This window comes from Vibrio sp. YT-15, assembly GCF_033337445.1.
GTDB classification, from domain to species: domain Bacteria; phylum Pseudomonadota; class Gammaproteobacteria; order Enterobacterales; family Vibrionaceae; genus Vibrio; species Vibrio alginolyticus.
Genome location: NZ_JAWOQR010000006.1, coordinates 167681 through 192981 on the forward strand (window position 1 = coordinate 167681; position 25301 = coordinate 192981).

The window sequence follows — 25301 nt, forward strand, 5'->3', positions numbered from 1 at the left end:
ATAGATGAATGATATTGGTGCTATTTAAACGACTGAGAAAAGCTATATTTTGCTTGTTTGAGTATCTAAAAATCATCATCAGAATAGATGCAAAAGATGCTCTGAAAAATAAAAAGCCAGCGATATGATTTCGCTGGCTTGATGTGTTTCTACAAGAGTTACCCTTTCCACTCATACAACGCTGGTATACGAATTTGCTCACCTTGGAACTCAACAATCACAGCTTGCGGTTGTATTTCTCTTAGAGTGACCTGATCATCAACGACATCCCCTTGATGATACTCAACATTGTTAATTTTCACCCAACGGCGATTTTCATCACTGGCATACATATGGGTTTGCAAATTAAGCGCAGGTAGACGCCCTTGCCACTGGTGAGCGTTGCGCTCTAAATCGTTCACGCGTGCCGTTTGTGATGACGAATTGTCATCATCTCGGGATAAGGCATTTTCGACCTTCCTAGCTAAATCAGGAGATAATGAGGATAAATCCAGATCATCCAAAGACAACCCGAGGTCCTCTTCAGCAGCAGAAGTCGTTTGGGTTGATGCTGAGTTGCGTGTTTCATCTCTGCTTGGTGTATGGCTCGTGTATTCATCGGGGGTGGTAAATGTACCAAAATCACGCGATAGCTCTGCACTTGGCCACTCTCTTGGCAATTGGGCCAACTGGGTGTTCTCTGGATAGTCCAATACTTTGAAAGGTGATACCACTTCGACCTTTTCTATCGGGGACGTTGTATCTACTTCAACACTCGGTGCAAAGAGATCTAAGTACCAAGCGACTCCGATAGCAGAAGCAGTGATTGGCAGCAAGAACAGACCTATATGTTTCACAGCTGACATTATGCGTCCTCCTTCTCGATTCTCGCCAGTTGAGGCGCATCTGGCTGAACATTTTGCTGAAGTCGGTCTAGCGTTCGCTTACCTGCAATACCATCGACACCAATTCCTTGCCAACGTTGAAATAATTCGACTCGCTCTTTCATCGCACCATCAAAAATAGACGTTTCAAGCAGTGGCTCACTCACCGCTTCTGCTAATAATCGGTCTAATACTTCAATCGCAGGGCCTTCCATGTCTAAACGTAATGTTTCATTCAGCGGAGCATGCCACAGTTCGATAATATTGCCCTGCCACAATGGCTTTAGCCACGAAACTGGCAGACGAAGACGCTGCTTACCATTGAGCACTTCAGCTTGGTCATTACCGACGGCATATAGAATGACATACCCAACATCACCTTGATAATTCAACTCCAAGATCACAGGGCGATTTTGTTGCATCAACAGCGGCCAAGTCGCCATTTTACGCTCACAACGCATAGTCGACTGCGGTTCTGACAAACAAAGATTATCGCGAACCGATGCTTGATACCCCCACAAACGATACAAATCATTTACAGCGAGGTTCGACTGTTTTTGTGTTAACAATAAATCACGCTGCTCATCCGTTAACTGTTGGCTGACGACGGTTGGTGTTGGCTCTACTCTTGGCTCCGTCACTTGTGTCAACACTGACGTCGCTTGAGCTGGTATATAATTCACGACCGCCCACCCCGTACTTAATGCAGCAATAAGGCCTACCGTGACAGAGCCCCAAGCAGGCCAACGGAAAGTCCGGCGCTCTTTTTTATCTTGCTGATAAATATCTGCCTGAAACTGCATCACCTCTTCACAGGCCTGCTGAACGGTTTGCTTATCCACAACCACATTACCCTGGTGATAACTAATGTTGAGGGATTTGTCACAGATAAGGTTGATGAGCCGCGGTATACCGTGACTGTATTTGGCTATAAGTTTACAAGAAGCACGATTAAACAGTTGCTGGTCGCCACCTGCTGTATGTAGTCGAAATGCGATGTAATCTTCTGTCTCTTTTTCATCCAACGGCAACAGGTGATAACGCCCGGTAATACGCTGGGCAAGTTGGCGTAGTTGTGTTGTTTGTAATAACCGCTGCAATTCAGGCTGCCCGACCAACAACACTTTGAGCAGTTTTCTGGTATCGGTTTCCAAGTTGGTCAACAAGCGCAACTGCTCTAGAACGTCGGCAGCAAGGTGTTGAGCCTCATCAATGACCAGCAATGTCTGCCAGCCTGAACGATAATTACGCAGCAAATATTGATGGATAACCTGGTTTAGCTGTTTGAGGTTTGCATCTGGCGGATAGGTGATTTTAAACTCATCACAAATGGCTTCGAGCAAGTCTCTACTCGAAAACGTGGGATTGAGAATAAGACCCGCTTTGGTGTTATCACCCAAATTCGCCAGCATCGCTTTTGCGACGGTCGTTTTGCCTGTACCTACTTCGCCAGTAAGCATAGCAAAGCCACCGCCATCGCCTAGCCCAGCTTGGAGATGTGTGATTGCCTCTTTGTGACGTTGGCTTAAATACAAATAACGTGAGTTTGGAACAATCGAAAATGGTTGTTCGACAAACCCAAAAAAGTCCTTATACATTAGGCTCTCCAGCTAAAAAACCACCTGAGAATAGTCAGATATAATATAAACATAGCCGCATCTACTCTCGGGAGTAAAGAAAAGTACCATTGCTTGCTACAATGTCCAACGGCATATCCATAAATTAAGAGGTAATTCGTGCAAGTTTATTTAGTAGGTGGCGCAGTTCGAGATAAATTGCTCGGAATTGATAGTTATGACAACGATTGGGTGGTCGTAGGCGCGACGCCTGAGATGATGTTGTCCCAAGGGTACACCGCCGTTGGTAAAGACTTTCCTGTATTTCTGCATCCCAAAAGTAAAGAAGAACATGCCCTTGCACGAACAGAGAGAAAGTCAGGTTCTGGTTACACTGGCTTTGAATGTTTCTTCGATCAAAACGTCACCTTAGAAGAAGATTTGATACGTCGTGATTTAACCATTAACGCGATGGCAATGGAGAGTGATGGCACGATCCATGACCCATATGGTGGTCAGCAAGATCTCAACGATAAACTGCTACGCCATGTATCAGACGCCTTTATTGAAGATCCTCTACGCGTTTTACGTGTCGCTCGCTTCGCTGCAAAGCTTGCTGATCTAAACTTTACGGTTGCCGACGAAACTATGCGGTTAATGCGTCACATGGCAGAATCTGGAGAGCTAAGTACACTGACTCCCGAGCGTGTTTGGCAAGAATGGCATAAATCTCTCTCTACTCCTCGCCCTGATATTTTCTTATCGGTTCTACGAGACTGTGGTGCATTAACCGTGGTGTTACCTGAAATTGATGCACTATTTGGCGTACCTCAACCTGAGAAGTGGCATCCAGAAATCGATACTGGCATCCATACTTTGATGGTGGCAGAGCAAGCCGCAAAATTGAGTAACTCACTCCCCGTCAGGTTTGCCGCCCAAGTGCATGACTTGGGTAAAGGCGTGACGCCAGAGAGCGAATGGCCAAGCCACAAAATGCATTGCCATACAGGATTAAAACTGATCAAAAAGCTGTGCGAACGTGTCCGGGTACCAAATGAGTTTCGTGATTTAGCCTTGATGGTGTGCGAACAGCACTCCAATATTCATCGCGCGGCTGAACTTAAACCACAAACCATAATTAAAATACTCAATAAGCTCGATGTGTGGCGTAAGTCCGAACGTCTGCAAGATATCTTGCTTTGCTGCCAAGCGGATCACGCTGGTCGTAAAGGACTGGAAACGCAACCATATCCACAGGCGGATATTTTTAGGCAAGCCTACCAAGCAGCAGCGGCAGTTGACGTTCAAATCATAATCAAAGAGGGCTTTAAAGGCCCTGCGATTCGTGACGAGCAAGAAAAACGACGTATTGAAGCAGTGAAAGCAGCACTTAAGAAGTAACGAACAAACAAAAACGCCCGCGGATTTCGCGGGCGTTTTTCGTTAACATCAATTATGCACTTAATAGAAAAGCGAACAAACCGACGCCCAAAATGAGACGGTAAATCACAAACGGTGTCATGCCCATGCGTGAAATCATCTTCAAGAAGAAGTGAATACAGATGTACGCACTGATAAACGATGTGATAATGCCAGTCATTAAGAAACCAACATGGACAGGTTCACCACTGGTCACTAACTTCATGCCTAAGTAGCTACCAGCTAATGTAATGATTGGGATCGACATTAAAAACGAAAATCGGGCAGCCGCTTCTCGAGTAAAGCCAAGGTAAAGCGCTGCTGTGATGGTCGCCCCTGAACGTGAAGTTCCAGGAATCATCGCTAAGGCTTGAGCAATACCGATAAATACAGCTTTCTTCCAACCCGTTTGGTATTCATCGGCAACGAGTTTAGCGTTTTTGTCTACCCACCATAGCAACAGGCCAAATACGATCGTAGTAGTCGCGATGACGTAAGCGCTACGTAGATACACTTCAATGATGTCTTTCATCAATAAGCCAAACACACAAGCTGGAATCGTCGCAATCACGATCATCCAAGCCAATTTAGCTTCTTTACTGCGATCTCCTTTAAAGATCGAAGCAAATAACGCTTGAAACAAAGTGATTACTTCATGACGAAAATAGATCACGACAGCCATTAATGTACCGACGTGAACAGCAACATCAAAGGCTAGACCTTGGTCTTCCCACCCTAAAATAGCGGAAGGCAGGATCAAATGGGCAGAGCTTGAGATAGGCAAAAACTCTGTCAGCCCCTGAATCAGAGCCAAAATAAAGGCTTCAAAATAACTCATGTAAACAACTCAAATTAAAAATGAAAGGAAACGGGTTTGAGCGAATCGACTGGCTGCATAGCATGCCAAATGTCTGCGACTGTGCGTCCATCGCCTGGGATCACTAATTGCGGTTCGAGATCATACAGCGGCTTTGTGACAAAAGGATATTTGTAGATATCACTGCGAGGTAGCTCAGGTTTTTTCTTGGAGACGCGCTCACCGAACAACACTATATCGAGATCCAGTGTTCGATCCTGATACTTTTGCGCGTTTTCTTCGCGTCCCCACTTAAATTCAATCTCGCGTAGTTGATGGCTCAACTCTTCTAATGACAACTCGGTACGCATTGCAACGACAAAGTTGTAGAAATTCTTGCTGCTAAAACCAATAGGTTCGCATTCATATATCGGTGATACGAGGAGATTTTCTCCAAGCCGTTGCAGCTCCTGATACGCAGCAAGCACATGTTGCTCTCTTTCTACGTTCGTCCCAACACCGATATAGGTGGTGATCATGCTCGGCCTCGCTCAATCACCACACCAACAGCACGTGCTTGCGGCACGGCGCCAGGCTTCGCTAGGCGGATTTTCACCCAAGGCACAGAGAAACGCTGCATGATAAGCTCTGCTACTTCTTCAGCCACGCGCTCGACCAGTAAGAAACGACCATTTTCAATGTGGTTAAGTACCGCCTCACTCACCTGCGAGTAATCCAGTGCATCTTGCACATCATCACTTTTGCCCGCAGGTTTATTATCGTGTGCCATTTCAATATCTAGAACTAACTTTTGTTTGATTTGTTGTTCCCAGTCGTACACGCCAATGGTGGTGATTACTTCTAACTGTTCAATAAAAACTTTATCCAGAGCCATCTTATGTCCTTCTATTACAGAGGTCGGATACCCGTGAGGGGTAATTTGATCGTAGTATTCTATACCTAAGTAACATTTACTTTGGTCATCACAATGTTACTTAGGTATAAACTGCGAAAGCATCTTTATATACAAGAAATCACATAATGCAAGCTCTATCACAGTGAGGATTTCTGCATTATGTAAATTCGGGGTATGATAGCAACTACGCGGGAACCGAGCATTAAATTCCAATCCATCAAGGACTTCTATGGACGCACTGGCACTGATAATGACAATGGCCGCCTATTTATTAGGTTCGGTTTCCAGTGCGGTTTTGATCTGTCGACTCTTAAAACTGCCAGACCCACGCAGTGTGGGATCTAACAATCCTGGAGCAACGAACGTATTGCGTATTGGCGGACGAGGAGCCGCTGTTTCAGTCTTGTTGTGCGATATGCTCAAAGGCACTATCCCCGTGTGGGGCGGATACTTTCTTGGTATCGACCCTATCATTCTTGGCGTCATCGCCATTGCTGCCTGTCTTGGCCACATGTACCCCATCTTTTTCCACTTTAAAGGCGGAAAAGGTGTCGCAACCGCGCTTGGCGCTATCGCTCCGATTGGTTTGGACTTAACAGGATTGGTAATGTTAACTTGGCTGTCAGTAGCCGCGCTATTCCGCTATTCATCCTTAGCGGCTCTCGTCACGGTTTTGGTCACTCCGTTTTATACTTGGATGTTTAAACCGCAATACACGTTACCTGTTGCTATGCTGTGCTGCTTAATCGTATTTAAGCATCATCAAAATATTCGTCGGCTTTTGTCTGGCGATGAGCCAAAAATCGGCGAGAAAAAACTGACACAAAAAAACTCGGCTTAATGCCGAGTTTTTCGTTTAAAGAAGGATGTATTGGTTATGCATGAACTCGATTCAGGAAGTTCAACAACATCTGGTTGACGAACTCAGGTTGCTCTAAACAACTGATGTGTCCAGCTTGGGGAATCTCCACCAACTCACTGCCTGTGATACAGTCTTTCATTAAATAAGATTCAAAAACTGGACGGGGTTTATCTTCACAGCCCACTGCAATTAACGTCGGCAGAGCAAATTTTTCCGAATCCTCAATCACATCACGGCGACCAAACACCATGCGCCCTATGCGAGCTACTTCCACCGCACGCTCACCGTTCAGCTCTTCTAAACTGCGTTTGAATGAAGCGACAAGTTTAGGGTTATCCTGATTGACGTTGTTGGCAAAGAACAGCGGCACAACGGCTTCAATAATTGGCGCAGGCACTGCTTGGACTTGGCTGATGGTATCAAGCATTGCAAAATACTTCTTATACGTAACTTCTGGCTCCCAGCCAATGAAGGTATCCATCAATACCAGTGACTTAACACGTTGCGGCGCTTGAGCCGTTAGCTCTGCTCCCCACATGCCGCCAACAGATAAGCCCACTATCGAGAACTCTTCGATATCTAAATGATCCATCAATGCCAACATATGTTGTGCATAGTCGGCCAATGACTGTGTCGATGCAGGTGCAGCGTCCGATTCACCATGTGCCCAAAGATCTGGCACAATACAACGGAATGACTGGCTTAAAACCTCAACTTGTGGCGCCCACATTTGGCTATCCCAAAGGTAACTATGACCAAATAGAAGCACAGGGCCCTCACCTTTATCTAGATAAGCAAGTTGCTGACCTTCAATTTCAAACTTATTCATTGTTATATCCATTTCTTATTCTTCCACGTCATCCTAGCACTGAAACAATAGCGAACTGATCGCATCAGTCAGAATGTAAAACGAGGCGGTTCATTGAATAATTAAAAATAAAGGCCTCTGAGGAGCAGAGACCTTTATTACACAGAACCGGTTTCAAACTTACCGCATAAATTTGATTAAGCGACAGGTGTTAGTTGATCAATTGGCCAACGTGGACGAGCCTCTACTGACATATCAGCCACTTCGCCATTCTTCAAGCGCTGCATGCCTGCGTAAGCGATCATCGCACCGTTATCTGTACAGAACTCAGTTCGTGGGTAGTAAACTTCGCCGCCAACTTTCTTCGCTAACTTCTCTAACTCAGCTCGCAAACGACGGTTAGCACTCACACCACCAGCAATAACAATGCGTTTCATGCCTGTTTGCTCAAGCGCGCGCTTACATTTAATAGCCAACGTAGCACACACAGCCTCTTCAAATGCCAATGCGATGTCCGCGCGGGTTTGCTCGTCATCACCGTTTGCAGCAATCGTGTTAGCCGTAAAGGTTTTTAGACCAGAGAAACTCATGTCCAAACCTGGCACATTCGTCATTGGCCGTGGGAACTTAAAGCGGCCCGGTGTACCTTTTTCCGCCAGTTTAGATAATAGTGGACCGCCTGGGTAATCCAAACCCATTAGCTTCGCTGTTTTATCAAACGCTTCGCCCGCCGCATCATCAATCGACTCACCTAGAATTTTGTACTCACCGATGCCTCTCACTTCCACCATCATAGAGTGGCCGCCCGATACTAATACCGCCACAAACGGGAACGGTGGAGGGTTATCTTCCAACATCGGGGCCAATAGGTGACCTTCCATATGATGAACAGGTACCGCTGGCACTCCCCAAGCATAAGCAATACTGCGACCGATAGTCGCACCCACTAATAGCGCCCCAACAAGACCAGGCCCCGCGGTATACGCGACACCATCGATGTCTTTTGAAGTTAAGTTCGCTTCTTTTAGTGCCTCTTTAATAAGAGGAATGGTTTTCTTTACGTGGTCACGTGAAGCCAACTCAGGCACCACACCGCCGTAATCTGCGTGCAGTTTTACTTGGCTGTATAGCTTGTGTGACAAGAGACCGTTTTCATCGTCATAAATTGCGATGCCAGTCTCGTCACAAGAGGTTTCAATACCAATAATGCGCATGGTTTTCTCAGTATGCTTTCTGTATAGAGGAAATTTGGGCGTCATATTACCTCGCCTTGGTGCTGCAAACAAATTTTGTACAGACAATAATCGACAAAAGGCTTTACAAAGTAGTTGTGATCGGATTAAAATTCCGCACCATTTTTGATCAAGCTGGTAAGAGACCTAACAATTGTGATTTGGTCTGTTGAATACCAGCGTTAACGAATAACCCCTGAGGTGAAAGGCATATGCCAGTAGTTAAAGTACGTGAAAACGAACCGTTCGACGTTGCTCTACGTCGTTTTAAGCGCTCTTGCGAAAAAGCAGGTATCCTTTCTGAAGTGCGTCGTCGTGAGCACTACGAAAAACCAACTACAGTTCGCAAACGCGCTAAAGCAGCAGCTCAAAAGCGTCACGCTAAGAAGCTAGCTCGTGAAAACGCTCGTCGCGTTCGCCTGTACTAATAACTGAGCTCCAAAAGGAATTTAGTTATGGCTCTGATTGATCAACTCAAAGAAGAGCAAAAATTAGCGATGAAAGCCAAGGACAAATTGCGCCTTGGTACTATTCGTTTAGCCCTATCAGCAATCAAGCAACGTGAAGTTGACGAACAGATTACTCTGAACGATGATGACATTCTTGCAGTATTGACCAAGATGGTTAAACAACGTCGCGACTCTGTAACGCAGTTTGAAGCAGCGGGTCGTCAAGATCTTGCTGATGCGGAACAAGCAGAAATTACCGTTCTTGAGGACTTTATGCCTCAACCACTGACAGACGAAGAAGTAGCGGCTCTCATCGAGAACGCGATTGCTGAATCTGGCGCAGCTGGCATGCAAGACATGGGCAAAGTAATGGGCGTTCTGAAACCGCAAATTCAAGGGCGTGCAGATATGGGTAAAGTAAGCGGTTTAGTTCGCGCTAAATTGGCTTAAGGTACCCCACCCAATTGCAGCAAGCCGTGCTATCCTTTGGAGCGCACGGCTTGTTTGTATCTGGATGGATGGAATGAAATCAATGGGCAATACGCTCATTCTTTTAAGGCATTCACTCCACTCATCATCTTCTTTTTTTGTTAGGTTTTATGGCTGGACACATCCCTCGCAGTTTTATCGATGACCTTCTAGCTCGACTTGATATTGTCGATATCATCGACGCACGTGTGAAACTTAAGAAAAAAGGCAAAAACTACGGCGCATGCTGCCCGTTCCACAACGAAAAGACACCCTCATTCAGTGTCAGTCAAGAAAAGCAGTTCTACCATTGTTTTGGTTGTGGCGCGCATGGAAATGCCATCGATTTTTTGATGGAATTCGACCGACTAGAATTTGTCGAAGCCATTGAAGAACTCGCTTCATACTTGGGTTTAGATGTTCCTCGCGAACAACGTAGCGGCGGTAATGGTTCGTTTCAGTCAGGCCCACAAGCAAGCAGCAGTGAAAAACGTAACCTATACGACTTAATGGGCAGCATTGCGCAATTTTATCGTAACCAACTCAAACAGCCAGCAAGTAAGGTGGCGATTGAGTATCTAAAAGATCGCGGCCTGTCTGGTGAAATCGTCCAGAAGTTTGGCATCGGCTATGTGGCTGATGAATGGGATTTAGTTCGTAAGAACTTTGGCCAGAATAAAGAAAACCAAGACATGCTCGTCACAGGCGGCATGTTGATTGAAAACGATAAAGGCAACCGCTACGACCGATTCCGTGGTCGAGTGATGTTTCCTATTCGAGACAGACGCGGCCGAGTAATAGGCTTTGGTGGTAGAGTATTAGGTGATGGGACACCAAAGTATCTCAACTCACCCGAAACCCCGATATTTCATAAAGGTAAAGAGTTGTATGGCCTTTATGAAGTACTACAAGCGTACCGTGAGCCACCACAAATTTTAGTGGTTGAAGGCTATATGGATGTTGTCGCGCTTGCTCAATATGGCGTAGATTATTCCGTTGCCTCATTGGGAACCTCGACAACGGGCGATCACTTGCAAGTGTTATTCAGGCAAACAAGCACCGTCGTGTGTTGTTATGACGGTGACCGCGCAGGCCGTGAAGCCGCGTGGCGTGCCATGGAAAATGCATTGCCTTACCTAACGGATGGTCGCCAGTTAAAATTCATGTTTTTGCCGGATGGAGAAGATCCCGATTCTTATATCCGACAAAACGGAAAACAAGCATTTGAGCAGCAAGTGTCTAATGCGATGCCCTTGTCTGAATTCATGTTCAGCTCATTGACTCAGCAGGTCGATATGAGCACGAAAGAAGGCATGGCAAAACTGAGTACTCTTGCGGTTCCTCTCATTGATAAAGTCCCTGGCGGCACTTTAAGACTATACTTGAGAGAATTGCTTGGCCGCCGTTTGGGTTTGGTTGATGAGCGCCAACTACAGCAGCTAATTTCAAAACAAGGTAAAGAGGATAAAAGGCCTCAACCTCATAAAGAAATCAAGCGAACGCCGATGCGAGAAGTGATCGCGTTACTGATTCAAAACCCACAATACGTAAGTATGGTGCCAGATCTAACTAGCGTTAGAGATTTGCCCATTCCTGGTCTAAGTTTATTTGTTGATGTACTTGATAAATGCCAAGCGCATCCCCATATCAACACAGGCCAATTATTAGAGCATTGGCGAAACAGCCAAAATGAGACCCTTCTGTCTCGTCTCGCGAGTTGGGACATTCCACTCGATGAGGACAACCAAGAAGAAATCTTTTTAGACTCACTGGATAAAATTATTGCCCAGTGCGTAGAAAAACAAATTGAAAACCTGCAGGCCAAAGCAAGAAGTGTCGGTTTATCAGCCGAAGAGAAAAGGGAGCTGCTAGCACTTATGCTAGATTTAAAAGCGTAACCCTGTTTAATTAGTCAGCAACGATTTAATTTGTTATAGTAAGTGGTTTGCATTTCGCATACTGATTCCTTCACCAGATTACGAAGTTGGATACCGTCTATGGATCACAATCCGCAGTCACAGCTAAAGTCACTTGTTATTAAAGGCAAGGAACAAGGCTATCTGACCTACGCCGAAGTAAATGACCACCTACCTGCTGAAATCGTAGATTCAGAACAGGTAGAAGACATCATTCAGATGATCAACGACATGGGCATTAAGGTAGTAGAAACTGCTCCTGATGCTGATGATTTAGCACTGAACGATGACACAAATATTACCGATGAAGATGCAGCCGAAGCTGCAGCCGCTGCACTTTCTAGCGTAGAGAGTGAGATTGGTCGTACAACAGACCCAGTACGTATGTACATGCGTGAGATGGGTACTGTCGAACTTCTAACTCGCGAAGGCGAAATCGACATCGCAAAACGTATTGAAGAAGGTATTAACCAAGTTCAATCGTCTGTTGCTGAATACCCAGGCACAATTCCGTACATTCTTGAGCAATTTGACAAAGTTCAAGCTGAAGAACTACGTCTTACAGACCTAATTTCAGGTTTTGTAGATCCAGATGCTGACGACACCGCTGCACCAACGGCAACACACATCGGTTCTGAACTGACTGAATCTCAGTTAGAAGAAGAAGACGATGAAGACGTTGATGACGACGAAGATAGCGATGACGATTCAGATGATTCTGAAGAAGATGTAGGTATCGATCCAGAATTAGCGCTAGAGAAATTCAACCAACTACGCAGCACCTATCAAAATCTTCAATTAGCAATCAACGAGTACGGCTATAACAGCCCGAAAGCAACCGTTGCTAATGAAATGATGCTAGACGTATTCCGCGAGTTTCGTCTAACGCCTAAACAGTTTGATCACCTAGTGAATGAACTGCGTACTGCTATGGATCGCGTTCGTACTCAAGAGCGTCTAATCATGAAGTCTGTGGTTGAATACGGCAAAATGCCGAAGAAATCATTCATCGCGCTGTTCACTGGTAATGAATCAAGTGAAGCTTGGTTGGATGAAGTTCTTGCTTCAGACAAGCCATACGCTGAAAAGATCAAACGTAACGAAGAAGAAATCCGTCGTTCAATCGCTAAGCTAAAAATGATTGAAGAAGAGACTTCTCTAAACGTACAGAACATTAAAGACATCAGCCGTCGTATGTCTATCGGTGAAGCAAAAGCTCGCCGTGCGAAGAAAGAGATGGTTGAAGCGAACTTGCGTCTTGTAATTTCTATCGCGAAGAAATACACCAACCGTGGCCTACAGTTCTTGGATCTGATCCAGGAAGGTAACATCGGTCTGATGAAAGCGGTAGATAAGTTCGAATATCGTCGTGGTTACAAGTTCTCGACTTACGCAACGTGGTGGATCCGTCAGGCAATCACTCGTTCAATCGCGGACCAAGCACGTACGATTCGTATCCCGGTACACATGATCGAAACGATCAACAAGCTAAACCGTATTTCTCGTCAAATGTTGCAAGAAATGGGTCGCGAGCCACTACCGGAAGAACTGGCAGAGCGCATGCAAATGCCAGAAGACAAGATTCGTAAAGTTCTAAAAATCGCTAAAGAGCCTATCTCAATGGAGACACCAATCGGTGACGACGAAGATTCGCATCTAGGTGATTTTATCGAAGATACAACGCTAGAACTTCCGCTAGATTCTGCAACTGCAACTAGCCTTAAGGTGGCAACAAAAGACGTGCTTGCAGGTCTAACGCCACGTGAAGCGAAAGTACTTCGTATGCGTTTTGGTATTGACATGAACACTGACCATACTCTAGAAGAAGTTGGTAAGCAGTTCGACGTTACTCGTGAGCGTATCCGTCAGATCGAAGCAAAAGCACTACGTAAACTTCGTCACCCAAGCCGCTCAGAGACTCTGCGCAGCTTCCTAGACGAATAATCGCAGCGCATACAAGCTTTTAGAAATCAAAAAAGGTGACTTTAGGTCACCTTTTTTATTATCTACTGTTCTAAGTGGATAAAAACTAAGCGCAATTGCCCTAGTTGGTATCTAGACACCTTGCAACGCTTCCCCTATAATCGTTGTCCTATTAAGGCCCCTTAGCTCAGTGGTTAGAGCAGTCGACTCATAATCGATTGGTCCGCAGTTCAAGTCTGCGAGGGGCCACCATTCAAATCAAGCACTTATCGCTTATCCTCTTTTGAATGTTGCCTTTCTATACGTCCCGAGGTACAAAATCAGTACAGTGAGTATTCGGGAGTACTTTTATGGCAACCTTAGTTAAAACCCCTTCAGGCACATGGAAAGCTGTTATTAGAAAAACAGGCTGGCCAACTACATCTAAAACTTTTCGCCTCAAACGCGATGCAGAAGATTGGGCTAGGCGTACTGAAGATGAAATTGTTCGTGGCGTGTATATCAAACGCTCTTCTTCAGAACGGATGACGATAGAAGATGCTCTGCAACGTTATTTAGCTGAAGTATCTCCCACGAAGCGCCCAGCCACTGCTGCATGTGATGCAAGACATTCCAAACCAATCATCAAAGCTTTAGGCCAATATTCCCTAGCCGCCCTCACTCCAGATATCATTGCCAAATACCGTGATGACCGTTTAGCTGGCTTAGACCGATGCGACGCCAAAGGGAATCCTGCGCCGAAACCTCGTTCTCCAAACACAGTTCGTATAGACCTAGCGCTGCTCAGCCACCTATACAACATCGCGATTAAAGAATGGGGTATAGGCTTAGCAATTAATCCAGTACAAAATATCCGCAAGCCCTCCCCTCCTTCTGGGCGAGAACGACGCTTAACTCCAGAAGAAGAATTGAAGCTCCTAGAAGCCGTTGAGGCACACTCGAATCCGATGTTAACCTGGATTGTCCGTATAGCCTTAGAAACGGGTATGCGCTCATCAGAGATAACCTCTTTGCGCCGCTCTCAAGTTGATTTGAAAAAACGTGTAGTTTTCCTGGTTGAAACCAAAAACACCATGCCGAGAACCGTTCCGCTTTCTCTCCCGGCGTTAGAATCTTTTAAACAGGCAATTAACAATCCGGTACGGCCAATTGATACTGACCTGATTTTTTTTGGCGAGCCAGGTAAAGACGGCAAAAGACGTCCATACAATTTCAACAAGGTATGGATGAAGATTAAGACCAAGATTGGCCTGAAGGATTTCAAATTCCACGACCTGCGCCACGAGAGCGTCAGCCGTTTAGTAGAAGGCGGATTAAGTGATCAGCAAGTCGCGGCCATCAGCGGCCATAAATCGATGCAGATGCTACGCCGGTACACGCACCTCAGAGCCGAAGACCTGGTTGAAGAACTGGACGCGATTGCAAAAGAGAAAAAAGCATAGGTAGAAGCGACCCTCAAATGTCAATACTATATCTATTAGATGAGTAATGCCGGCTTGTTCTCCTCTGATAAGCCCGACTTATTGAATCTTGGGGGACTAGAAAGATAAACATACCAGTGCTGACATATGAGGGGCTGCTATACTTGAACTGTGTGAAGCTTTCTCAGGTAAGTGGTAACTGAACTAATAGTAAGTTTTATATAACTCTCCCCTCTATATTTACCGCATACATTGATGTTTCCCCACAGTTACACCTCCCGACCTTTACCATTTATCTCTTTATTTTTTAAGCTGAGTCATAATTCTCGACAATCACATTGCAACTAGTTTCCTATCGATGTTATTACATCAAAAACTCAACACATAGGTATGGAAATGCAAACTGGATTATCTATCGCTGGACATCGTTCAAATCGTCCTGCAAACCCATCAGCGGCAGAATTAGCCTTAGATCGTTACGATATGTTAGTTAAAGACTTCTACGCCAAATATAAGACAAATAAAGCTCGTACCGCACCCAAAGCGCAAGTAAAACGAATGCTTGAAGCTGAACAAAGAGATCTAAAGTTTTTGAAGATGAAGCGTACACAATTGATTGCTCATGCCAAAGTCACAGAGATGGAAGCTGAGCTTCGAGATTATGTAAAGGAAAACCAGAGCAAAAAGTTGAAAGAGCTTGAGGAAGAAGAACATCACCCAACCCAAAAACTTGCAAGAAACCTAACCGCAGCAGGGGAGCCAAAACCTACTACCAATCACGAAGCCCACCACATTATTCCAGGTAAAGGTCGGTTCAAACAAACAGCAATTCAGGCAGCTCGACTTGAGCTGCACATGCACCAAATAGGTATAAATGATCCAAGAAATGGGGTCTGGATGATGAACTTCAAAAAGAACAACGACTTGAATTGGGTTGACCCAAAGTCACCGGCACACCGTTCAATACATCGATTTAACTATGAGAACTGGATCGCAAGAATATTTGTGACTGGTGGTATGACAAAACAGATGGTAATAGCTCGGTTAAATAGGATTAAAATGAGCTTGAAGGATGGAGAATACCCTTCAAAGATTACTCAGAAAAAAGATGTAAGTTGGAATGGCTCATGACCGTTTATAGAATCACAGAAGATCCTACTAAGTTTAAAACTCTTTCATTATTGCCTAGTGACCTAGCTGAACAATTAGGTGACTTTGAGCTTGTAAGAGACATACTGCATCAACCTTCGCACAATTCATCACTCCAACCGATATGGGGTAAGGTTAATTCGGAGTTTGCAGATGTTCTCAAGAAAGATTCGGAAACCCCAGATATAAGTATTTGGTGTAATACATTCCTCATATTTTCACCCAAAGCATTCAATTACTTACATAACAAGTTGTCGACATGTGGAGAGTTTTTGCCAATCAATGTAGGTAGTGAAACTTGGTATTTCTATGCAGCACTGACATTCGCAAGAGAAAACAAACAGTTAACGATTCCCAAAGTTGAATACGGTGAATTGATAGGATTGGAGACACTAGTCTTCGACGAAGAAGATACTCAAGATAAATATATCTTCAAGTCAGTAGAGGAAGGCCCCGTAAATTTATTCTGTACAGATATACTTCGAGAATTAGTGACCGAACATAAGCTGACAGGTATCGGTTTCTCAGAAGATCTAACAGGTTTAGATTTCATTGATGAGGCGGTGTAATTTCTCTTATAGGGTTACTTGGTCTTACTCATTGGTTCAATCATTGGTAGCTAACCAAGATGCTAATTAAAGAATCAGTTGTAATACTACAACCGTCCCGGTTTATCTCCAGGCGTTAGAGTCCTTCAGGTAGGCAAACGGCGTCCTTATAATTTCAATAAGGTATGGACGAAGATTAAAGCCCAAATTGGGCTACAGGACTTTAAGTTTCGCGACTTGCGACACGAAAGCGTCAGCCGATTAGTAGAAGGTGGTTTAAGTACTCAACAAGTCACAGCTATAAGCGGCCATAAGTCGATGCAGATGCTGCGCCGCTAAACTCACCTAAGAGCTGAAGATCTGGTTGAAGAACTAGAAAGGCGTCGACAAAAGCGCCCCTTAAATGTCAATACGATTGGGATTAGCCCAATAATAGCGGCTCATTCTCATTACATAAGCCTGGTTTATTGACACTTGAGGGGCAGTAATACAGAAAGAACTCTGATTGTTACAGCCAATACATTTCTAACTCTTTCATAGTTAAAGCTTAACGTGATTTAACACTCAAACTAAATGCTGGATCATGTTTACTATTAAACCTAGAGGGAATGATCTTTGTTTAATCAAACTTAGTGAGACACTATGGATATCCTATTAAAACTACCAGCCATCAAAAGCGTTGCAAATTATTTAGTATTTCCTGCATTAGCTGTTGCATACATGAGCTACTTCCCCGCTTCCTTAGCCCAAGGAAACTGGATTGCATTCTTGTATAACCTATTGCCTGGAGTTGGAATTACTGCGAATGTAATCCTAGCCTTGTTAGCAGCGATTGCCGGTTATGCGACTCTTTTTTCATTCGCTAACTATTTTGAGTCTTATCACTCCATTCCAATGTTCATGATTACGGCGGGCCTAATGTTATCTGTCGTTGTCGCTACCACATTTGAAATTAGTGAGTTTAGCTGGGTAAATACACCTCTTTCTTTTGCTTTAGCGACTGTTAGCATGACATTTTTATTGGTAGTAGAAAGAGCTAGTAAAGACCGTCAATGAAGTCCGTACAACTTCAATAAAGTACAGCCTCAACAAAAGTGCCCCTCAAATGTCAATTAAGTCGGCTGACTCTTGCGAAACTAGAGGGAGCTCGACGAAAGCCATGTTCATTGACATTTGAGGGATAGATATCTGCTCATTGTTCATCAGCTTCATATGAGCCCGATAAGCATCCCTGCCACCTTTTTTATTCAATATAAAACAATACGCATAAAATGAGACATATACCAAAGAAGCCCCCTAGCTTATTAATTAGTATGAAGTTTAAATCGAATAATAAGGACTTTAATTATGGGTAGTACGGGATCTGGAAGCTTCACTGATTACACTAAGACCAGAAGCGAAGATGGTAGTACAGGTGGCACAAGTGGCGAAGATCAGTGTCAGCTATCAATAGCTTGTCTTTTGGAAGAGGTAGCACAGTCGTCTTTTTATAATACCAAACAAGATGTACCTCCTGCTGGTAACACGGTTTTAATTCAATTTATGTCTCCCAGAATTGTTGCAGTTGATGCAATTTCTGGTAAAGACTGCGGCGCACTCCCTACTGGTTACAACTACTTACTCAACTGTATGGAAAATGGCTATTCATATGCAGGTGTTGTATCCAACTCTTCGAACGGATTAAATCCAATAATTGAAATAGACATTAGTCCAATCGCCACTCCATGATTGAGCAGGTAAGTGAACATGTTGATACTTGGTGAGATATTCATAGATTACACACTGCCATCAGAACACAACTCATGCAAAATGCGTTTAGGAGGTATTATTCATGCCGCTAGAGGTCTTTGGGCAAATAACATTAAATACTCTGCTGCAATAATCTGCCCCAGCTACCTTACTTCAGAGGCAACCAATTATCTAAAGTGTCACGGTTGTGATGAAGTAATTGTAATTGGTGAGGTTCTTGGCTCACCGAACATTATGTCTTTGGTTGATCAAAGAGAAGTTGGTCAGCAAGGCTACGAAGAGTTGTTAAGGGATAAAAAAAGTATTGAGTTTACTCAAGACACACAGAAACTAACATCTTTCGATAACGTAATTCTTTTTCCTGGACGATTTTGCGTTAAAACACTAACCGACTGCTTTAGTCCCAATGCGAAGTTTAGCATCGATGTTGCTTACGACATTTCAGATCTAAGCGTGTTAAGCTCAATTACAGGAAAAATCGAAACTATTTACCTCTCTACTTCTTCGGATTTATTTCTGGGTCTAGCAGCAAACGACATATCCAGTTTGATTACGGAAGCTCAAAACTTATCTCCATGCAGCGTTGTACTAAAAGAAAATAGAGGAGGAAGTAGACTATTTGACTTAGCGGCCGATCGAATAGTGTCTGTCCCGGCTATCCTTCAGAAAACAGTGAACTCTGTCGGTGTAGGTGACGTCTTTACTGCTGTAGCATCAGCTTATCGATTTTCTTCTCATTCAATTGAAGACGCAGTTTGGCGAGGTGCCCTTTCGGCTACTTACTACTCCCAAACAACATTTCCAGACGACTTTAAGAGAGCCGTTCAAAGAAGCCAAAATACACCTTTAGATAAACACAAAAGCATTGGCGGAACATCCTTGTCTTGGCATGCAAGGAAGAAATATAACATTTATATAGCCGCACCTGACTTCAGCTATATTGATAGAAAGCATCTTGACTCAGCTATATCCAGCTTAAAGTACCACAACTTTAATATTAGAAGACCTGTACTTGAGAACGGGGAGCTAAACGAAAAATCTTCCAACTTTGAACGTCGAAAAGCTTATGATGACGACTGTGAGCTCATTGATGTATGTGACGTGATATTTGCAATTCCACTGCAAAGAGACCCTGGAACATTGGTAGAGGTTGGTATTGGCTTAGCTAAAGGAATACCTGTAATAACTTATGACCCTAATCGAGAGAACGATAATAATATGGTGGTGACTGGTAGTAATAAATACTCTTCTGACCTCGACGAATGTTTGAATCATCTCTACGTTGAACTTTCATATTTGGAGAATAGAAAATGACAAAAGCTATAGTGTTAACGTCAGGGGGGCTGGATTCAACCACAGTGGTATATAAACTTCTTGAAAAAGGGTATGAAGTTTACCCACTGTTCTTCGATTACGGACAGCATTGCGTCGAGACAGAATGGTCAAGATTAAATGAGATCCTACCTGCTTCCTGTCCATGCCCAGAACGAGTTGATATCAGTGAAATTTTTAGAGGCTCTACATCTAGATTGATCGATGAAGCTGATTTGTGGGCAGACGACATAGTTGATGATGATCTGTACATCCCATATAGAACTATGCTATTTTTCGCAGCCGCTGCAGCACGAGCCCAGACGATCGGTATTCTCGATGTCTATACTGGTTTCATCAACAGCAATCATGCAAAGGAAATTGACTGTACTTCTAGTTTTATGAATAAGCTTGATGGTCTAACTGAATCCATTGGTCCTGTTAGGTTTCATTCTCCATTTAGATTCTCAAGTAAAGCTGATGTAGTACAAGAAGCTATGAAACTACGTGTACCTATAGGAAGAACGTACTCTTGTCAGGCAGCAAGCAGTTTCCCATGCGGAGCTTGTCCTAATTGTGTCGAAAGACTAAATGCATTGAAAGTTATTAGAGATGAACGCGATCACACCAAACCTTGAAGCGACGATTGAAATTCTTAAGTCCGCAAGAATTTTAGCAAACTATGCCAAAGAGCAAGGCTTGGAAGTTGATGGACATCAATACAGACCAACTTATGACCATATGGGAGCAATCTTAGCTGATTCAGTGCTCCAAGCAGGACTGAACTACACTACTGTAGTCAGACCTAGGGTACTCGCGATACTTAACACATACTCAGAAATGAAAAGTACTTGTGAGTTAGCTCGGTTGCTTCAACAAGATGGTCCACAAAAGATTCTTAACTGGACTCACTCGACAAAGCTCTCTAGATTCGAGAACCTTGTGTCTTATATGTTAAACAATGACATTCACACTGCCAGCGATCTGAAAAACAAACTCATGAAAGACGATTTTTGTTCAGATCTTCAATCCCTAAACGGTATTGGTCCAAAAACTGTTGATTACATGAAGTGTCTAGTTGGTATAGATTCTATTGCTGTAGATAGACACATCCGAAGTTTTGCTAAAAATGCAGGAATAGAGAGTTCCGAATATACTTTTCTGAAAGATGTATTTTGTTCAGCTGCAGACTTGTTAGCAATTTCTAGACGCGAGTTTGATTCATGGGTTTGGAGAACACTTGCATTGCAGACTTCCCCTCAACAATCTCTATTTTAATACTCTTAGGCACTATAGTAATGCATCGCCCTTGGATTCATGACGAAAAACCACATACATGAACCTAGGAATATAACTTCCGAGAAATCTTTTTTACTCATATAGGCCTGATAACAATTGGATTTATGGATACTCGAGCCTTAAACCTCACGTTGTTCCTAAATAATCGTGAGACAGGTATCACATATCTCACAATATTATTTTAAAAGAAACGGCAGGAGTTTAGAAATTAGCATAATTCCTTCCTAAGTTTTCTCACACTACTCAGTACCTTGAGCGAATGATATTTTCTCCATCCCCTATTCGATATATCGAAACCATTCCAATCAAACTCGCGCTTATCAATATAAAAACAACTTAAGTCAAATACATATAATTACAATTCAAACAATATAAAATTTAACATCCTATATATCGTAACAAAATAACAAATCATACTTCCCATAAAAATTTTAGCCGCTAAAATCCGATCGAAAATATTTAAATAAAATTACGATATATCGAAAATAAATAAAAAATTAATAATTCCAATCTTAAATTTTCGAAAACTTATATATTGATTTTTAGGTAATATTATTGCTTTAATTTACATAGACTGACATAAGGTAGTTGTCATTTTTAATTAAAATATATTCTTAACACTTATTTAAAGTAATTCTCTAGATGAAATAAATAAAATGCAAAGGAGGGCAATATGACCACTGAGGAATGCTTGTATAGAAAGTACGGAGGTTCACCACTTCTTTCGTTTTATCAAGTGGCTGAGATCCTACACCGCAGTCCACAAGGCCTAAGAATGACTCTTCGGAGCAACTGTGAACTGGCACATAAGCTCAAACCGAACCAAGTGAAAATAGGAAGACGTGTTTATTTTAAAGTTTCCGATATTGCTAATTTAATTGACCAATCATCTTATCAATACCAGGAGGCTTGATATGTCTGATTACGTCAAAGAACTACAGTCCTGGGTTATTCAAAGACAAAAAAACAATCGTTCGCCAAATAAGCAAGAAGTGCTTGCAACTTTTCTTGGCGTAAAAACCGATGTAGAGGAAGCAATTAACGCTGGTTACAACTTAAAAACGATTTGGACCTACCTAACAGAGAAGAATCTAATCGCATTTCGCTATGAGACTTTCCTGCGTTATGTGAAGCAATACATCACACAAACCTCAATGGCTACTCCGCCCACTAAAGAGAAATCAGAGAAGTCGCCCCCCTCTCGTGAAATAAACGGTTTTTCTTTTAATTCACAGCCAAATAAAGAGGACTTGATATGAATATATTCAAACGAAGTGGATACGCAACTGTATCTCAGTTAAAACGCAACCAGTGCACAACCACCACACTATTTTGTCTATTTTTGGCCACTTTCACACCATTTTATGTCTTTTTCTACGCAATTGCGTGACAACAGTGCGATAGCGCCGCCCTTTTTTGATAACTGATGAGGGCGATATTGCGGGCAGGATGTGTGAAGGAGTCCCACTATGCAAGCATAGCGATGACTCTTCACTTCCCTTATTCGCACCTGCGGCGCTCAACGGTAATCCTGCCCTGCGGGATCAATTCAGTGATAGATGATTCGATAGGAGAACACGTAATGCAGCATGAAGAAAAAATCACTAGGAAGAACACAAGTCCTCTTAAAGTCTACTGCCTACCTAGTGAACGTGCAGCGATTGAGGTTAATGCCAAACAAGCTGGTCTTAGTGTTTCAACCTATCTACGACGAATTGGACAAGGACGCCAAGTGAAAAGTGTCGTTGATGCAGAACAAGTACGTGAACTAGTCAGAGTTAATGGTGATCTTGGCAGGCTTGGTGGGTTACTAAAGCTTTGGCTAACTAATGATGCTAAGGCCGCTCAAATCGGCACACCTACCATTAGAGCAGTATTAAATCGCATCGATTCAACCAAAGCTCAGATGAGCGAGCTCATGGAATCTATTCTTAGTCAAAGGTCCTAGCCATGATTGCTAAACACATCCCAATGCGCTCATCGAGTAAGTCCGATTTTTCAGGCTTAGTCCGTTACCTCACTGATACCCAAAGCAAAGAACATCGGTTAGGTCAGGTGCGACTGACTAACTGCGATGCAGATTCAATTAGAGATGCGATCTGCGAGGTATTGGCCACACAGCAAACAAACACTAGAGCGAAAGGTGACAAGACTTACCACCTTGTTATTAGCTTCCGTGCTGGAGAACAAGTTAATTCTGATGTTCTTTCTAAAATCGAAGAGCGCATATGTGAAAGTCTAGGTTTTGGTGAACATCAACGTATCAGTGCCGTTCACAATGATACTGACAACCTGCATGTTCACGTGGCGATCAATAAGATTCATCCATCACGCCATACCATTCATGAGCCGTACTATTCACATCGTACGCTTGCAGAGCAATGTGAACGATTAGAAAAAGCATTTGGACTACAACAAGACAATCACACCCCCAATCAAAATCGCAGCGCAGCACGCGCTGCTGATATGGAGCGTCACTCCGGTATTGAAAGCCTAATTGGATGGATTAAGCGTGAGTGTATAAACGAAATCAAAGCCGCACAAACATGGTCTGAGCTACACGCGACTCTAAGCCAAAATGGGTTAACACTTTCAGAAAAAGGCAATGGTTTTGTGATTTCATCCAACACTGGAGTCACGATAAAGGCTAGCACGTTGGATCGCAATTTATCCAAACCAAAGTTGGACTCCCGCTTGGGCGCATTCAAGCCACGCCAAACCATTAATAATACATCCAGTTCAAAACGCACTTATCAAAAGAAACCTGTTCAGACTCGAATAGATACAACGGAGCTATACGCCAGATATCAGAAAGAGCAAAAGAGCCTCGCAACTAATAAAGCCACCGCATTAGAGAAAGTTCGTCAAAAGAAAAACCAGCAAGTTCTAGACGCCAAAAAACAAGGCAAGGTGCGTCGCATGGCAATAAAGCTCACCAATAGCGGTAAGTTTACTAAGCGCTTACTGTATGCCCAAGCCAGCCAAGCACTTCAAAAGAACATCGCTTTAGCTCAACAGCAATACCAAAACGATCGCCAAACAATCTACAAAACTTATAGCAAAAGAGCTTGGGCTGATTGGTTAAAACATCAAGCTCATCAGGGTGACCAGAACGCTTTGGCCGCATTGCGAGCAAGAGAAGCAGCACAAACGCTAGACGGCAACACTCTACAAGGCAATGGACAAGAACAAACAAACTTCACAAGCGTTATTGATTCTATTACCAAAACTGGAACCATTTTGTTTCGCTCCAAAAACGGAGCAATACGAGATGATGGTCAACGCCTTCAGGTATCGGGCCAAGCGGATAAGGAATCCATAGTCCAAGCACTAAAAATCACAATGGCACGATATGGCAACAAAATCAGCGTTAACGGCTCCCCTACATTTAAGGCTTACGTGATTCGTGCAGCGGTTGATACCCGCCTACCTATCACCTTTAGCGATAAAGCATTAGAGCAAAGGCGGCTCTCATTACTCTCTTCCAATCAAGATGTAACGAGGAACAACCAACGTCGTGATATCTCACCTATTGGCAAGGCTCCCCCAATAATTAGGCGGAATAAGCTCAGTACTCTCTCTCAGCTTGCTGTTCTGCGCTTTGAGGAGCCACAAGTTCAAGAACATTCAGCATACGAACAGCGTAAAGCTCGGTTGATAGCTGAAATGGCAAAGAAACAAGAAAAACAATCTAGAAAAAGTAGAAGTCGATAAACACTTCACACCGTCAGTTAAGGAAATCGCAATGAAACTTAGAAGGAAAATTTTAGCGGCTAAAATTCACGTCCTAACTATTGGGATGCTTTGGAGTTATGTTGGTCCCACTTGGTCGGGGATTCCAGTCGCAGATGGCCTAAATCTGCCTCACAACATACTTTCCGCAATGGAGTCGGTAACTCAAACCGCACAGCAAATCCAACAATACCAAACGCAACTTCAGCAGTATGAAAACCAACTAAAAAACACAGTGGCACCAGCTTCGTACATCTGGGATCAAGCTCAAGCGACGATAAATGAACTTAACCAGGCGACCAATACACTCGCCTACTATCAGAACCAACTCGGTAGCCTAGATAACTACCTTGGTAAGTTTCAAGACGTTTCTTATTACCGTAACTCTCCGTGTTTTTCAGCTCAAGGATGCAGTGATACAGAGTGGGCTGCCATGAAGGAAAGCCACCGTATTTCCTCCGAGTCTCAAGTATCAGCGAGTAAAGCTGCAATCAAAGGGATTAGTCAGCAATTTAAAGCCTTACAAAACGACGCTAAGCAATTAGAAAAGCTACAGCGACAAGCTCAAGGAGCCGAGGGGCAACTAGAAGCAATTCAATATGCGAACCAATTTGCTAGCCAACAAAGCAGTCAACTCTTACAGATACGTAGTCTGATGACCGCTCAATACAATGCTGTCGCGACACAAATACAAGCCGAAACCGATCAGAAAGCCCGACACCAAGCTGCACATGAAGAACTTTTTAATTTTGACTCACCTACAGATCGTTCGAAAAACAGGAAGTTTTAGCCATGAGAACACTCATATCGATGCATTTATATCTCAGCTGCTTATTACTTTTAAGTGGTTGTGAACAGCCCACCGACGTAGAAAAAATTGATTG

General features: G+C 43.5%; 25 protein-coding genes, 1 tRNA gene and 1 pseudogene. 20 read left to right on the forward strand and 7 right to left on the reverse strand.

Annotated features, from left to right (window positions below; translation table 11 throughout):
* Positions 1 to 158: 158 nt before the first annotated feature.
* On the reverse strand, positions 159 to 845 hold the full coding sequence (locus tag R7D93_RS13675) for a general secretion pathway protein GspB (protein ID WP_005387437.1): 687 nt from the start codon (positions 843 to 845) through the stop codon (positions 159 to 161).
* Positions 845 to 2461: an ExeA family protein gene (locus R7D93_RS13680; RefSeq protein WP_213898501.1), complete on the reverse strand. Its 1617-nt coding sequence runs from the start codon at positions 2459 to 2461 to the stop codon at positions 845 to 847. Before R7D93_RS13680 ends, R7D93_RS13675 begins: the two co-directional genes overlap by 1 nt.
* A 138-nt stretch (positions 2462 to 2599) precedes the next feature.
* Here R7D93_RS13680 and R7D93_RS13685 point away from each other — a divergent pair, with 138 nt between their 5' ends.
* The gene (locus R7D93_RS13685) at positions 2600 to 3820 is read left to right on the forward strand and encodes a multifunctional CCA addition/repair protein (RefSeq protein ID WP_213898502.1); all 1221 of its coding nucleotides are present in this window, start codon (positions 2600 to 2602) and stop codon (positions 3818 to 3820) included.
* 52 nt (positions 3821 to 3872) lie between these two features.
* Here R7D93_RS13685 and R7D93_RS13690 read toward each other — a convergent pair whose 3' ends face one another.
* Genes R7D93_RS13690 through folB form a run of 3 tightly spaced genes read right to left on the reverse strand, consistent with a single transcriptional unit; the run spans position 3873 to position 5529 of the window.
* On the reverse strand, positions 3873 to 4676 hold the full coding sequence (locus R7D93_RS13690; protein ID WP_017820255.1) for an undecaprenyl-diphosphate phosphatase: 804 nt from the start codon (positions 4674 to 4676) through the stop codon (positions 3873 to 3875).
* 14 nt (positions 4677 to 4690) lie between these two features.
* Positions 4691 to 5173, reverse strand: coding sequence for a 2-amino-4-hydroxy-6-hydroxymethyldihydropteridine diphosphokinase (folK, locus tag R7D93_RS13695; protein WP_005387457.1), 483 nt, complete (start codon positions 5171 to 5173; stop codon positions 4691 to 4693).
* Positions 5170 to 5529, reverse strand: a complete 360-nt coding sequence (folB, locus tag R7D93_RS13700; RefSeq protein ID WP_005387458.1) for a bifunctional dihydroneopterin aldolase/7,8-dihydroneopterin epimerase — start codon at positions 5527 to 5529, stop codon at positions 5170 to 5172. The genes folK and folB overlap by 4 nt, the downstream gene beginning before the upstream one ends.
* 250 nt (positions 5530 to 5779) lie before the next feature.
* Here folB and plsY point away from each other — a divergent pair, with 250 nt between their 5' ends.
* Positions 5780 to 6391, forward strand: coding sequence for a glycerol-3-phosphate 1-O-acyltransferase PlsY (gene plsY / locus R7D93_RS13705; RefSeq protein ID WP_005379857.1), 612 nt, complete (start codon positions 5780 to 5782; stop codon positions 6389 to 6391).
* Between the two features lie 34 nt (positions 6392 to 6425).
* Here plsY and R7D93_RS13710 read toward each other — a convergent pair whose 3' ends face one another.
* Together R7D93_RS13710 and tsaD are read right to left on the reverse strand one after the other, a co-directional pair.
* Positions 6426 to 7241: an alpha/beta fold hydrolase gene (locus tag R7D93_RS13710; RefSeq protein WP_053350197.1), complete on the reverse strand. Its 816-nt coding sequence runs from the start codon at positions 7239 to 7241 to the stop codon at positions 6426 to 6428.
* A 176-nt stretch (positions 7242 to 7417) separates the two neighbouring features.
* On the reverse strand, positions 7418 to 8434 hold the full coding sequence (tsaD, locus tag R7D93_RS13715) for a tRNA (adenosine(37)-N6)-threonylcarbamoyltransferase complex transferase subunit TsaD (RefSeq protein WP_005379854.1): 1017 nt from the start codon (positions 8432 to 8434) through the stop codon (positions 7418 to 7420).
* A 230-nt stretch (positions 8435 to 8664) separates the two neighbouring features.
* Between tsaD and rpsU the strand changes: the two genes are divergently transcribed.
* The 18 genes and pseudogenes from rpsU (at position 8665) to trbJ (ending at position 25207) form a co-directional block, all read left to right on the forward strand.
* The gene (gene rpsU / locus R7D93_RS13720; protein ID WP_001145625.1) at positions 8665 to 8880 is read left to right on the forward strand and encodes a 30S ribosomal protein S21; all 216 of its coding nucleotides are present in this window, start codon (positions 8665 to 8667) and stop codon (positions 8878 to 8880) included.
* Between the two features lie 27 nt (positions 8881 to 8907).
* Positions 8908 to 9351 carry a GatB/YqeY domain-containing protein gene (locus tag R7D93_RS13725; protein ID WP_054574265.1) on the forward strand — a complete coding sequence of 148 codons (444 nt, stop codon included), beginning with the start codon at positions 8908 to 8910 and terminating at the stop codon, positions 9349 to 9351.
* A 149-nt stretch (positions 9352 to 9500) separates the two neighbouring features.
* Positions 9501 to 11267 carry a DNA primase gene (gene dnaG / locus R7D93_RS13730; RefSeq protein ID WP_005379719.1) on the forward strand — a complete coding sequence of 589 codons (1767 nt, stop codon included), beginning with the start codon at positions 9501 to 9503 and terminating at the stop codon, positions 11265 to 11267.
* A 99-nt stretch (positions 11268 to 11366) separates the two neighbouring features.
* On the forward strand, positions 11367 to 13229 hold the full coding sequence (gene rpoD, locus R7D93_RS13735) for an RNA polymerase sigma factor RpoD (protein WP_005395986.1): 1863 nt from the start codon (positions 11367 to 11369) through the stop codon (positions 13227 to 13229).
* A 155-nt stretch (positions 13230 to 13384) separates the two neighbouring features.
* Positions 13385 to 13460 (forward strand) — tRNA-Ile (locus tag R7D93_RS13740).
* Positions 13461 to 13558: 98 nt separating this feature from the next.
* Complete coding sequence (locus R7D93_RS13745; protein WP_058966373.1) at positions 13559 to 14650, forward strand: integrase; 1092 nt, start codon at positions 13559 to 13561, stop codon at positions 14648 to 14650.
* 375 nt (positions 14651 to 15025) lie between these two features.
* Complete coding sequence (locus tag R7D93_RS13750) at positions 15026 to 15760, forward strand: AHH domain-containing protein (RefSeq protein WP_054578491.1); 735 nt, start codon at positions 15026 to 15028, stop codon at positions 15758 to 15760.
* Positions 15757 to 16347, forward strand: a complete 591-nt coding sequence (locus tag R7D93_RS13755; protein ID WP_033906078.1) for a hypothetical protein — start codon at positions 15757 to 15759, stop codon at positions 16345 to 16347. Before R7D93_RS13750 ends, R7D93_RS13755 begins: the two co-directional genes overlap by 4 nt.
* Before the next feature lie 159 nt (positions 16348 to 16506).
* A pseudogene (locus R7D93_RS13760) lies at positions 16507 to 16665 on the forward strand (tyrosine-type recombinase/integrase); the annotation flags it as partial.
* 303 nt (positions 16666 to 16968) lie between these two features.
* Positions 16969 to 17382, forward strand: coding sequence for a hypothetical protein (locus R7D93_RS13765; RefSeq protein WP_213966845.1), 414 nt, complete (start codon positions 16969 to 16971; stop codon positions 17380 to 17382).
* Positions 17383 to 17673: 291 nt separating this feature from the next.
* Positions 17674 to 18054, forward strand: coding sequence for a hypothetical protein (locus R7D93_RS13770; protein WP_213966844.1), 381 nt, complete (start codon positions 17674 to 17676; stop codon positions 18052 to 18054).
* 18 nt (positions 18055 to 18072) lie between these two features.
* On the forward strand, positions 18073 to 19389 hold the full coding sequence (locus R7D93_RS13775; RefSeq protein ID WP_225496805.1) for a nucleoside 2-deoxyribosyltransferase: 1317 nt from the start codon (positions 18073 to 18075) through the stop codon (positions 19387 to 19389).
* Positions 19386 to 20024 carry a 7-cyano-7-deazaguanine synthase gene (locus R7D93_RS13780; RefSeq protein ID WP_213966842.1) on the forward strand — a complete coding sequence of 213 codons (639 nt, stop codon included), beginning with the start codon at positions 19386 to 19388 and terminating at the stop codon, positions 20022 to 20024. Before R7D93_RS13775 ends, R7D93_RS13780 begins: the two co-directional genes overlap by 4 nt.
* Entirely contained in the window at positions 19999 to 20664 is a 666-nt protein-coding gene (locus R7D93_RS13785; RefSeq protein WP_058966365.1) for a hypothetical protein, read from the forward strand. The genes R7D93_RS13780 and R7D93_RS13785 overlap by 26 nt, the downstream gene beginning before the upstream one ends.
* Positions 20665 to 21599: 935 nt before the next feature.
* On the forward strand, positions 21600 to 21944 hold the full coding sequence (locus R7D93_RS13790) for a TraK family protein (protein WP_213966841.1): 345 nt from the start codon (positions 21600 to 21602) through the stop codon (positions 21942 to 21944).
* A gap of 323 nt (positions 21945 to 22267) precedes the next feature.
* The gene (gene traJ, locus R7D93_RS13795) at positions 22268 to 22633 is read left to right on the forward strand and encodes a conjugal transfer transcriptional regulator TraJ (protein ID WP_213966840.1); all 366 of its coding nucleotides are present in this window, start codon (positions 22268 to 22270) and stop codon (positions 22631 to 22633) included.
* 2 nt (positions 22634 to 22635) lie between these two features.
* On the forward strand, positions 22636 to 24399 hold the full coding sequence (traI, locus tag R7D93_RS13800; RefSeq protein WP_213966839.1) for a TraI/MobA(P) family conjugative relaxase: 1764 nt from the start codon (positions 22636 to 22638) through the stop codon (positions 24397 to 24399).
* 31 nt (positions 24400 to 24430) lie between these two features.
* The gene (trbJ, locus tag R7D93_RS13805; RefSeq protein WP_029803108.1) at positions 24431 to 25207 is read left to right on the forward strand and encodes a P-type conjugative transfer protein TrbJ; all 777 of its coding nucleotides are present in this window, start codon (positions 24431 to 24433) and stop codon (positions 25205 to 25207) included.
* Positions 25208 to 25301 lie beyond the last annotated feature (94 nt).

What these genes read in the sequence shown, in the direction of transcription:
- R7D93_RS13675 (WP_005387437.1), bottom strand. Translation starts at nt 845, where the DNA reads ATGTCAGCTGTGAAACATATAGGTCTGTTCTTGCTGCCAATCACTGCT.
- R7D93_RS13680 (WP_213898501.1), bottom strand. Translation starts at nt 2,461, where the DNA reads ATGTATAAGGACTTTTTTGGGTTTGTCGAACAACCATTTTCGATTGTT.
- R7D93_RS13690 (WP_017820255.1), bottom strand. Translation starts at nt 4,676, where the DNA reads ATGAGTTATTTTGAAGCCTTTATTTTGGCTCTGATTCAGGGGCTGACA.
- folK (WP_005387457.1), bottom strand. Translation starts at nt 5,173, where the DNA reads ATGATCACCACCTATATCGGTGTTGGGACGAACGTAGAAAGAGAGCAA.
- folB (WP_005387458.1), bottom strand. Translation starts at nt 5,529, where the DNA reads ATGGCTCTGGATAAAGTTTTTATTGAACAGTTAGAAGTAATCACCACC.
- plsY (WP_005379857.1), top strand. Translation starts at nt 5,780, where the DNA reads ATGGACGCACTGGCACTGATAATGACAATGGCCGCCTATTTATTAGGT.
- R7D93_RS13710 (WP_053350197.1), bottom strand. Translation starts at nt 7,241, where the DNA reads ATGAATAAGTTTGAAATTGAAGGTCAGCAACTTGCTTATCTAGATAAA.
- tsaD (WP_005379854.1), bottom strand. Translation starts at nt 8,434, where the DNA reads ATGCGCATTATTGGTATTGAAACCTCTTGTGACGAGACTGGCATCGCA.
- rpsU (WP_001145625.1), top strand. Translation starts at nt 8,665, where the DNA reads ATGCCAGTAGTTAAAGTACGTGAAAACGAACCGTTCGACGTTGCTCTA.
- R7D93_RS13725 (WP_054574265.1), top strand. Translation starts at nt 8,908, where the DNA reads ATGGCTCTGATTGATCAACTCAAAGAAGAGCAAAAATTAGCGATGAAA.
- dnaG (WP_005379719.1), top strand. Translation starts at nt 9,501, where the DNA reads ATGGCTGGACACATCCCTCGCAGTTTTATCGATGACCTTCTAGCTCGA.
- rpoD (WP_005395986.1), top strand. Translation starts at nt 11,367, where the DNA reads ATGGATCACAATCCGCAGTCACAGCTAAAGTCACTTGTTATTAAAGGC.
- R7D93_RS13745 (WP_058966373.1), top strand. Translation starts at nt 13,559, where the DNA reads ATGGCAACCTTAGTTAAAACCCCTTCAGGCACATGGAAAGCTGTTATT.
- R7D93_RS13750 (WP_054578491.1), top strand. Translation starts at nt 15,026, where the DNA reads ATGCAAACTGGATTATCTATCGCTGGACATCGTTCAAATCGTCCTGCA.
- R7D93_RS13755 (WP_033906078.1), top strand. Translation starts at nt 15,757, where the DNA reads ATGACCGTTTATAGAATCACAGAAGATCCTACTAAGTTTAAAACTCTT.
- R7D93_RS13765 (WP_213966845.1), top strand. Translation starts at nt 16,969, where the DNA reads ATGGATATCCTATTAAAACTACCAGCCATCAAAAGCGTTGCAAATTAT.
- R7D93_RS13770 (WP_213966844.1), top strand. Translation starts at nt 17,674, where the DNA reads ATGGGTAGTACGGGATCTGGAAGCTTCACTGATTACACTAAGACCAGA.
- R7D93_RS13775 (WP_225496805.1), top strand. Translation starts at nt 18,073, where the DNA reads ATGTTGATACTTGGTGAGATATTCATAGATTACACACTGCCATCAGAA.
- R7D93_RS13780 (WP_213966842.1), top strand. Translation starts at nt 19,386, where the DNA reads ATGACAAAAGCTATAGTGTTAACGTCAGGGGGGCTGGATTCAACCACA.
- R7D93_RS13785 (WP_058966365.1), top strand. Translation starts at nt 19,999, where the DNA reads ATGAACGCGATCACACCAAACCTTGAAGCGACGATTGAAATTCTTAAG.
- R7D93_RS13790 (WP_213966841.1), top strand. Translation starts at nt 21,600, where the DNA reads ATGTCTGATTACGTCAAAGAACTACAGTCCTGGGTTATTCAAAGACAA.
- traJ (WP_213966840.1), top strand. Translation starts at nt 22,268, where the DNA reads ATGCAGCATGAAGAAAAAATCACTAGGAAGAACACAAGTCCTCTTAAA.
- traI (WP_213966839.1), top strand. Translation starts at nt 22,636, where the DNA reads ATGATTGCTAAACACATCCCAATGCGCTCATCGAGTAAGTCCGATTTT.
- trbJ (WP_029803108.1), top strand. Translation starts at nt 24,431, where the DNA reads ATGAAACTTAGAAGGAAAATTTTAGCGGCTAAAATTCACGTCCTAACT.